General features: G+C 56.4%; 4 protein-coding genes. 2 read left to right on the top strand and 2 right to left on the bottom strand.

Going from position 1 to position 9,775, the window contains the following annotated elements:
• Window positions 1-181 precede the first annotated feature (181 nt).
• Both K0B87_08395 and K0B87_08390 read left to right on the top strand, forming a co-directional pair.
• Window positions 182-2,179 (top strand): hypothetical protein, encoded by a 1,998-nt coding sequence (locus K0B87_08395; protein MBW6514759.1) that lies wholly within the window; start codon window positions 182-184, stop codon window positions 2,177-2,179.
• Window positions 2,180-2,437: 258 nt separating this feature from the next.
• Window positions 2,438-3,577 carry a nitronate monooxygenase gene (locus K0B87_08390; protein MBW6514758.1) on the top strand — a complete coding sequence of 380 codons (1,140 nt, stop codon included), beginning with the start codon at window positions 2,438-2,440 and terminating at the stop codon, window positions 3,575-3,577.
• Between the two features lie 151 nt (window positions 3,578-3,728).
• On the opposite strand, the gene K0B87_08385 is transcribed toward K0B87_08390, so the two are convergent.
• Window positions 3,729-5,570, bottom strand: a complete 1,842-nt coding sequence (locus K0B87_08385; GenBank protein ID MBW6514757.1) for a carboxypeptidase regulatory-like domain-containing protein — start codon at window positions 5,568-5,570, stop codon at window positions 3,729-3,731.
• On the bottom strand, window positions 5,567-9,775 hold a 4,209-nt coding region (locus K0B87_08380; GenBank protein ID MBW6514756.1), incomplete at its 5' end, for a hypothetical protein. The genes K0B87_08385 and K0B87_08380, both read right to left, overlap by 4 nt.

The raw sequence follows: 9,775 nt of genomic DNA, 5'->3' as shown, positions 1-9,775 counted from the left end.
CGCTCTACCTGGGATTCGGGACCGGTCACGCGGATTATCCCTGGCGGGTTTCCTATGGCCTGGGATTGAGGACCAAGGTGGTGGAATTCGGTTTCGGCCTGCAATCCTTCAAATCCGTGCTGCCTGGGTATAAATCAACTGGACTGGGCGCTGCCAGCTACTTTAACCTGAGGTTCTGAAGCTGAAATTCGCGGTCATCATACTCGTTTCGCTGCTGATCTCCGGATTCTTTTATTTCCGCACCCAGCCGGAGATAACGCGTGGCCGGCGCTGGCTGCTTTTCGCCCTGCGCGCGTTGAGCCTGTCCATTCTGCTCCTGCTCTTGATCAGCCCCATCCTCTACTACCTGCGCCAAATCACGGAAAAACAACAGGTTATCGTGCTCAGGGATGTTTCCGGCAGCATGGACCTGCGCAGCGGGGACCAACCCAAGAAAGAGGTTCTGGCCATTCCGGGCAGGGAACTGGCTGCCAAATTTGCCGCCGCGGGATATGAATTGCATGATTACGCTTTTGCCAGAGGTCTTCATACGGACAAGGACAACACGCTTCTGATGCCAGCTTTAGAGGAATTGGCAAAAAAGCACGATTTTACCAAGGTTAAGGGCATCGTTCTGATATCCGACGGCTGGCTCCGGGACGCCTCACTGCAGCAGGTGAAACAGCTCGGATCGCCTTTCTACGCCCTCGCGGACACCATCAGGCCCCGGACCGCAGACCTGGCCATCGCCAAAACGATCACCAACCGCCAGGCCTATCGCAACGAGCCGACCCTCATCCGCGCGGAAGTGAACTCTTTGAATTACAACGGACCAGCCACAGTCAGGCTGCTCCTGGGCGGAGCGGTGGTCGCCTCGCAGAATGTCCAGCTCAGGGACGGGATCGCCACCACAGTGGATTTCACCCACAGATTCGTCCAAACCGGCTTCTATCCTTTCAGCGTGGACATTTCCGCTCCGGGAATCAACGAACGCTCGCTGAACAACAACAGTTTCCCCGGCGCGATCGACGTTCTGGCCGATAAACAGCGGATCGCCGTGATCTCAGACAGCCCGGCCTGGGACAACAAGTTCATCGTCGACGCCCTGGCAGAAAACGCGCGCTGGGAAGTGGGGCACTACCGCGTCCAGGGAACCCGGATCATGGTGGGAGACGAGGTCCTGAACAGCCTTCCCGAGGCCAATCTGGCCGCCATCGTCCTTGTCAACAACGGCACGCTCCAACTCTCCGGACCTGTGCTTGATTACGTGATCCGCAACAACAGCAAGGGAGTGGGAGTCCTCTTCCAGGGTTTGCCGGCCTCGGAACTGAACGCCATCCTGCCCCTGCAGAGGTCCAATATAGCTTCATCCTACCAGGGATTCCTGGAACTCAGCCCGGCCGCGGCCTCCTATCCCATGCTCAGTTTTGAGAGTTCCGACCTGCGTGATATTCCGCCTCTGGATTACTATTACGTGAATGCCGCCCGGACCGCGGAAGTGCTGGCGACCATGAACAATCCGCAACAGTCTCCCGCCATCGCCGTCAGCGTTCAGACCGGCGGCAAGGTGCTTTCGCTGGCATTTTTGAATCTCTGGAAATGGCAGTTGCAGAGCGGGACAGGAGGCTACAAAAAGCTGCTCACCAATTCCGTCACCTGGCTCGCCAACACCTCCGAAAGCGGCTACAACGCCATCCACAACGCCAGCTATTTCCTCGGCGAAGAGATCGACCTGCGGCTCCGCGCCCAGGATGACATCCGTTCCCTGCGGCTGGACCTAAATCCCGAACTCCGGGTCCTGGATGCCGATGGAAAGGAAGTTTTCCGGGATTTCATGACCCAGTCCGAGGGCCAATATTCCGCCGGATTAAGTTTGGACAAGGCCGGCCAATACCGCTTTGAGATCAAAGACAAGGTGAGCGGAGAAAGCAGCTCCGGCAGGTTCAATGTGGCTGATTCCTCGATCGAGTCCAGGGATTTCGACTACAATCTTCCGCTCTTGTCCTGGCTGGCTTCGGATACCGGAGGCAGGCTGCTCAATCCCGCTTCGATAAAGGATTTTTCACCCCTTCCCGCGCAAAGCAGGGTCCTTGACCTGCGCCAGGACGTGCCCCTCTACCGCAAATGGTGGGTGCTGGCACTGTTCATCCTCGCCTTCTGCCTGGAACTCTTGTTCCGCCGGCGCTGGGGGCTTCTCTGAACCTTCCGGCCGGGCGCTCCAAACCGCCCGGATAAACTTGTTCATGGAAAAACTGTGTTTTTCTTTGGATTTGAATAGATTATACTTGTATATATTTACACGATTTTGGTAGTCCTCGTTGCTATACTGATACCCGCTTCAACTGCCGTGAGCAGGGCAACCCCGATTATTGCCTTTGCGTAAATCCCTATTAAAAAAGCCCTTAGCGGCTGACCATTGACGGGAACTTAAATGAGTCCCGCTTGAAGCGAGGTTATCATGACGCACACGCTACCGCAATTGAAGATCGGCAACCTGGTTGCCAAACTGCCCATCCTGCAAGGCGGAATGGGAGTCGGGATATCTTTATCCAAACTGGCTGCCGCGGTCGCCAATGAAGGCGGGATCGGCATCATCTCATCCGTGGGGCTGGGAGTCCTCCATCCTGAACTGGGCCTGAATTACAAAGAAGCCAACATCGCCGCCCTGAAAGAGGAAATCCGCGCCGCCCGCAAACTGACATCCGGCATTTTGGGGATCAACATCATGCTGGCCATATCCGATTTTGACGAGATGATCCGCGCCGCGTTTGAGGAGGAGATCGACATCGTTTTCCTGGGAGCCGGACTGCCCACCAAGGTTCCCAGCACCATGACGCTCGAATACCTGCAAAGCGCCAAAACCAAGATCGGCATCATCGTCTCCTCCGGCAGGGCCGCCAAACTGGTCCTGAACCTCTGGGCGGACCATTTCAAAAGGGTTCCGGACATCATCGTGGTGGAGGGGCCCAAAGCCGGAGGCCACCTGGGTTTCAAGCCCGAGCAGATCTTCAATGAGGAATACGCCCTGGAAGTTATCCTGCCCCAGGTCCAGGAGGCGGTCAAAGAGGTCGAAACCAAGCATGGCAAGTGCATTCCGGTCATTGCCGCGGGAGGTATCTTCTCCGGTGACCAGATCTATGAGATAATGAAGCTGGGAGCCGACGGAGTGCAGATGGGAACGCGGTTTGTGGCCACCGAGGAATGCGACGCCGGAGCCGCCTTCAAACAACTGTTCGTGGATTGCGAGCAGGAGGACATAGTCATCATCAACAGCCCGGTCGGCCTGCCCGGCAGGGCCATCCGCAATCAGTTCCTGAAAGACGTGTCCCTGGGCATCAAAAAACCTTTCCTCTGCCCCTGGAAGTGCCTGAAAACCTGCGATTACCGCAATTCGCCCTATTGCATCGCCATCGCCCTGCAAAACGCCCGCAACGGATTATTCGAGGAAGGATTCGCCTTTGCCGGAGCCAACGCCTACCTGGTGAAAAACATCACCACGGTGAAGGAACTCATCCGCAGCCTGGTGCAGGAGTATCAGGATTACTGCAACGAACTGCTGAAAAAGGGAAAGCTGAAGCTGGCTCCAGTCCGCTGCTGAAAGGTTTCTGGCCTCTGTCCAGTTTTCGGGAAATTCCGCTTTTCCCTCATGGCTCCCCTTATCAATACGGTGTCAATACGGACTCAATACGGACAAAGTCCGTAATGAGTCCGTATTGATAGCGTAATGATAATGGGGGCGCCGAAGCGTCCTAATCCGGATAGATGAGGGTGCAGGCTTGCGAAACCTCGATCCAGTAAGCTTTTCCGGGCTCCAGGGTGCTGGGTTGCGCGCCCAGGTGATCCACCTGCAGCAGCCAGGCGGAGATGGAGTTCAGGGCGGTGGTGGTTGGCAGGGCCGCGGCAGGCAGGTAGGAAACCAGGTTCCAGCCCGCTTTCAGGCTGATCGGAGTGGCGGAGGGGTCAACGGGATCGCCAGCCACACTCAGAATTGCCGGAGCGCTCATGTTCACCCAGTAACCTTCTCCAGGGGCCAGGTTTTGCAGGGTGTTGAAATGCTCGGGCATCGCCGGGGCGAAGCTTTTTGCCTCGTTCTTGACCTGCAGGAGTCCGCCGGTCCCGGCAAAGACGCTGGAAACATCATTGGAAGAGGGAATCACATTAAGGCTGATCAGGTTCCAGCCCGCGTCAAGGTATATTTCCTGAGGCTCGTCGATCTCGCCAAAGACCACCGTGACAGTGGTTTGCGTGCCAGCGGTGACCGTTACGGGCACAAGTTGGGGATCGTAGCCGGGGGTGGAAACAGTGAGGGTGTAGTTCCCAGGGGCCAGATAGCGGTAGAAATCGCCGTGGCTGGGGTCGGTTTCCACGCTGGAATAGATATTGTCGTATCCGGCGATGTTGATCTCTGCCGCCAGAGGGGCTCCGTACGCGTCCACGACTGTCCCGTGAACTCCCAGCAGGGCCTGCTCCAGATAGCTGAGCATGGCCTCGTAGTTGTAGCTCCAATAGTTGGGCATGGTGGAAGCGGCGGGCATCTTGGTGTTTGAACATTCGATGGTGACCTCGCGGCCGTTGCGGTTGTAGTTCATCCAATCCTGCCGTCCGCCGGAGATCACATACCAGGCCGCGCCATTGGTTATTCCGTTTGAACTGATGCCGGTGAAATAGCCGCTGGGGCTGTTTGCTTGAGCCAGTGAAGCATACACGAGGCTGGAAGAGATAAACCAGCTGTTGTCCGGATGGAGTGTGTAGGTGTGGTCCCAGGGATAGTTTACGACTTCCGCTCCGCCGTGGTAATTCGCCCCGAAGACAAAGCTGTGGGCATTGGCGAAATCCATCATGGCCTGGGTCTCGGGCTGGATCGGGCCGGTGTTCAGGCTGCCGTTGTAATTGGGATAATTGCGGTTGAGGTCATAGCCGTTGGCATTGTTGCGCCGGGCGTTGGCTACGGTGTTGTTGCCGCCGTAATAGGTCCCGTCGGGATTGGTGTTCGGCCCGATATAGAGTTCCATGCTGTTGACGATGTTGGTGAGCCGCGGATCGGTCCCATACTGGCTGAGCAGGGTATCGATCAGGCGCAGCAGCATTATCCAGCCGGTGGTTTCGTCGCCGTGGATCGTGCTGGTGAGCAGAACTTCCGGCTCTTTTTCTTCGCTGGATACGTTGTCCGAGATCTTGGCCACAAGGATGGCGCGGCCGTTGACGGTGGTCCCGGCGTTGATGATCTGGCAGAGATTGGGATAGGTCGCGGCGAAGTTGTTCATCATGGTAACATAGGCGTCATAGGTGGGATAGACGTCCCAATCGCGCAATTGGTGCTGACTGGCGCTCATCAGGGCCGGGAATTCGCTGGACGGGGCAGGCAGGATCTGGGTTCTGTAGCCCAAGGCGGAGAATTCAGCCCATTCCCAGTCGTTGGCATAGGCGTAGACCCAGTTTCCCTTCACGTTGTCGATGGATATGATCCGGGTGAGGCTTTGCAGAGAGGCCTTGTCGGCCAGTTCGAACCTGAAGTAGTATTGGTTCCACTCTCCCGCCACGAGGGGCAGGGAGAGCAGAATCAGAAGGATGGCAATTATCAGGTATTTCATTGCCGCATTCCTTTGCTGGGCAGGTTCCGGATGGCCTTCACATAGTAGAAAGCCCGGTCGAGGCCTTCCGGATCTGTATATTCCGGGCTGGCGGAGGAGGCCAGGTAGGCATAAACCCCGTAAGGTTCGGAAGCGCGGTAGATGTGGTACTCGCTGGCAAGTTCGACCGCAGGCCAGAAGAGCCGGGTGCCACCGGATACAGGCTCGATCGAGACCTCGGGAGCGTCCAGTTCAATTGATGTTACGGCGTTTATAGCGATTGGAGCCGTATCCCCGATCACCTGGCCGAAGTTCAGGGCATATGTTTCCAGCACCGGATAGGCCGTATCGGCGCTATAGTCGTAGATCTTGAAGCTGACGGTCTCGCCCTCTGAGGCAAGATTGACCAGAAGCGTGACGTAGGCAACTCCCGCGTTCACCGTCACTTCAGCCATACCGCGGCATTCGGTGCCCACAAAGGCGCCCACCACGTCGTTCAGAACGCAGGAGGTCCAATCAATGGTGGCAACTCCATAAACCGTGGCGGAATTGTTGGGATAGGTTACAGGTGTCCAATCCGGCATGGAGACTTGGTTTACGGTCACCATCACCGTGTCAAAGGCAGAAGCTTCTCCGTCGCTGACGGTGAAGGTCAGGTTCTCTGTTCCGATCCAGTTTTGGGTGGCTGTGAAAGTGACCGTCAGGCCGGTGATACTTACCAGAACGTTGGAGTTTCCGGTTACATCAAGGGTCAGGGGATCGCCATCCTGGTCATTGGTGTAGAGGCCCATATCCACAATCAGGCTTCCGTTCTTATCGAAGCTGAAGCTGGCGGGCAGATCGATGGTGGGCGGATTGTTCGGAATGAAGCCGTTTCCGCTTACGGATAGGTTCAGCGTGGGATTGTCCGTGTCGTTGCTGGAGATAACCACGTTTCCGATGTAGCCAGCCGCCGCGGTCGGGGCGAAGGTCAGGTTGTAGGTTTTGGTCGCTCCGGGCGTAATGCTGAAGCCCAGGGTATTGCGGCTGTTTTTGACCGGAGAAAGGTTGAACTCGCTGGAGCGGGCAACCTCCGCGACGCTGTATCCGTTGGGAGTGCTGATCGTTCCGGTGAGAATCTCGTTTCCGCTGTTCTGGATGGTGAACTGCTCAACGCTGCTCGCCCCCACAGCCACATTGCCAAAGGCGATGGAACTGGGATCGACCTCTATCTGCGGACCGCTCTGGTTCGGAAGCAGGGTCAGTTTCAGGTTGGGACGGCTCGTGGAGGTGTACCCGCTGGTAAAGACATTCGTTTGGTCTACAGTGTCGCTTCTGCCGTAACGGTAACCATTGGTCACTGTCGTATATTGGGTAGTACCTGAAGAATTCCATGATCCAATCATGCCAAAGGCAGTGTCCACCACGATGTTGTCGGTTCCGTTCCATTCGAATGGAGTGGTGAGGGTAAGCATATTGTATCCAGTAGCGGTTGGCTGATATGAGGCTGCAGACCATACCTGGGTGAGTCCGGTGGATATCCAAGAGGCCACGTTGGTGGCGGTGGTGTGTCCCATGCGAACCACGAAGTTTGGCATGGCCTGGGCTGGCAATCCGGTAATGTTGAACCCTATCTGGGTGATATTGATGGGTCCGATAACTCCCAGGGCATTCAGTTCAGCAGCAGTATAGACCGATTGTCCGTGTAAGCTGCGATAGTATTGATTGACGGGGCAAGCGCCTGTTGTGCTGTTACTGGAGGTTCCGGTTCCAATAATCACTGAGGTTACGACAACAGCAGTGGGCGTGGCGGTAACTGTTTCGGTGGTATCGGACAGCCCGCCAGGGTAAACAGCGATCAGATAGTAGCCGTAGGTGGTTTCATTGACCACGTTCGTATCGGAATAGCTAAGTCCCGAAACTGTGGTCAGGAGGGAGCCGTTGCGGTAGATCCTGTATCCGCTGGGGGTTCCAAATAAAGGCGCCTGCCAGGCCAGATTGACAAATCCATTGCCCGGTATGGCAGTCAGGTTTTGCGGAGGATAGAAGCTGCTGGGAGCGGTGGAGGCAGGGAAGATGATGTCGTCCACCCAGGCGCAGTCTGAACCGCTATCGACACTGACATCCTTCATGTATTCCCATTTGAGCACCCTGGTTCCGGTTGCGAGGTCAATGGAAGCCTGGGTCCAGTCCACAGTTCCCGACCAGCTTCCTTGGAGGGCTCCGTCCACATAGAACCTCAGATAGTCGTAGCCGGATTCAGAAGAGACTTTGTACCAGAAGGTCAGAGTGCCGGGAGATGACAATACACGCGTTGTTTCCAGCGTACTGGATTGGTTGTGGGTTATTAATCCGCTTTTGGCTGAATAAGTTCCCGCGTGTGACGTGGTGTTGTCAATGGTCCAGGGAAAAGTACCCTGGATCCAGGGAAAGGAACTGAAATTCCCCGTCTCAAAATCCTCAATAATGATCCCAACGTTGACGTTTTCGGTCTTGCTGGCCGTATAGGTCCCCGCCGTGGCTGAGAAGGACAGAGAAGCGACTGTCCCGATGGAGATTCCTGGATCCGCTGTCAGGGAAAAGGACAGGCTGGCAGCGCCTGAGGCCGAGATGGCGGGGAAATTGGCAGTGCCTGTGTTGATGGTGATCCCCGGAGTGGAGCTGGTTAGAAACGCGCTTCCGGAGGGAGACGCGGACCCGCCTGTATTGTTCAGGGGCATGGTGATGGAAACGGTCTCGCCCGGGTCAAGGCGTCCGTTGTTGTTGCCGCTGGGATCGCTGACCGTCATGTTGCCAAAAGCCAGCGCGGGGGCATTGATCTCCTTGGTGAAGTTGTATGTCCAGGGAGATTGGCCGCTCATGGTCATGGTGATGGTGAAAGCGGCCACAGTGCCGTTAGCGATGTTATCGGCGATGGCTATGGAAAAGGCATTGTCCGCCAGAACCGTGGCGCCGGCAGCCAGGCTGCTTATGGCATGGTTGGCATCCGTGATCGTGATCCCGGGAGTTGTGCAGGAAAGGACCGCGCTCACGTTGGTGGCAGGATCGATCCCAACGTTTTTGAAAGTGACGTCCAGCCAGCCGCTTTCATTGTAGTCAGGCTGGTCGTTGTTGTCATCATCATAGTTTACCGCTTCGACGGTCAGGAAGGGCCCGCTCGCTGCCAGGACAGGGATATCGGCGATCACGGTGACCTTGTTTTGCGCGGTGATCACAAGTTTGGCTGTGCCGGCAGTGGTGAACGGAGTGATGGGAAGGATCAGGTTACCGGATGCGTCTGTGATCCCGGTACCATAGGTCACACCGTTCATCGTGAGTCCGATCCTGGAATGGGGGGCGGCTCCGGAGATCGCGTAAGTGGTTTGGCCGACGTAGATCTGGCCGGGATACACAGCCGCGTTGGCCGTGGGAACTCCAAAATACGGCATCAGCGAAGGATCGCCCATGATGGAGTAGATCTCCCAATAGTAATTGGTGCGTGAACTTCCACTCTGTTGAACGGCCAGATTGCCCATATAGTTGGCCTCTCCGACGGTGGTGGCCCAATCGGTGAAGGCTTCAGCATGGGTGTGGAACATGGCGTCGTATGTCCCCAAACTTGTGGCACTGTAGGGATGGGGCTCAGCCTGGATCGGCGTTTTGTAGCCTATCCCCCACCAGTAGTCCTCATTCCAGTAGGTGTTGTTGGTGCCGCCGATGTAGGCAACCGCGCCGCCATTTGCTTTGCGGATCAAAGCCTCACCAAAGCAGGGGCTGGAATAGTTGAAGGCGTTGGTCAGACAGCAGTTTCCGACCCAGACCCCATACTTGTTGATGTTGGTCATGGCGTTGACATTGGTGACGGTGAAGGTGGGATCAGCCCAGCTGGTCTGGCTGCCGTGGGCGGTGTAATTCATGTAGCCCCGGCCTTCGTTGGCATTGGCGATAACTTGGGCGTCGCTGCTGGCGGAAGCGGGATATAGGTAGGTGTCGGAATCAATGCCGTTGGCCGGATTGAAATAGTGGGTGGTTCCATAATTGATCTGGCCGTTTCCGTAGGTGGGGGCATAACTCGCGTCGGCCCCGGCGATCATCACCACGTCGCCCAAATAGCCCAGGTCGGGCATGGTCGTTTTCTCGAACATCAGGGTCTTGTTGATGATGGTGGTCAATTCAGTCGCGGAGGAAACGGAAAAACGGCCGTAATACATTTCAGGAAGGTAGTCAGTGCCTTGGAGCCGCACATAGGTCAGGTCCGTCACATGTGA

The sequence above is a fragment of the Candidatus Syntrophosphaera sp. genome, assembly GCA_019429425.1.
GTDB lineage: Bacteria > Cloacimonadota > Cloacimonadia > Cloacimonadales > Cloacimonadaceae > Syntrophosphaera.
This window is presented reverse-complemented; position numbering and strand designations above follow the sequence as displayed.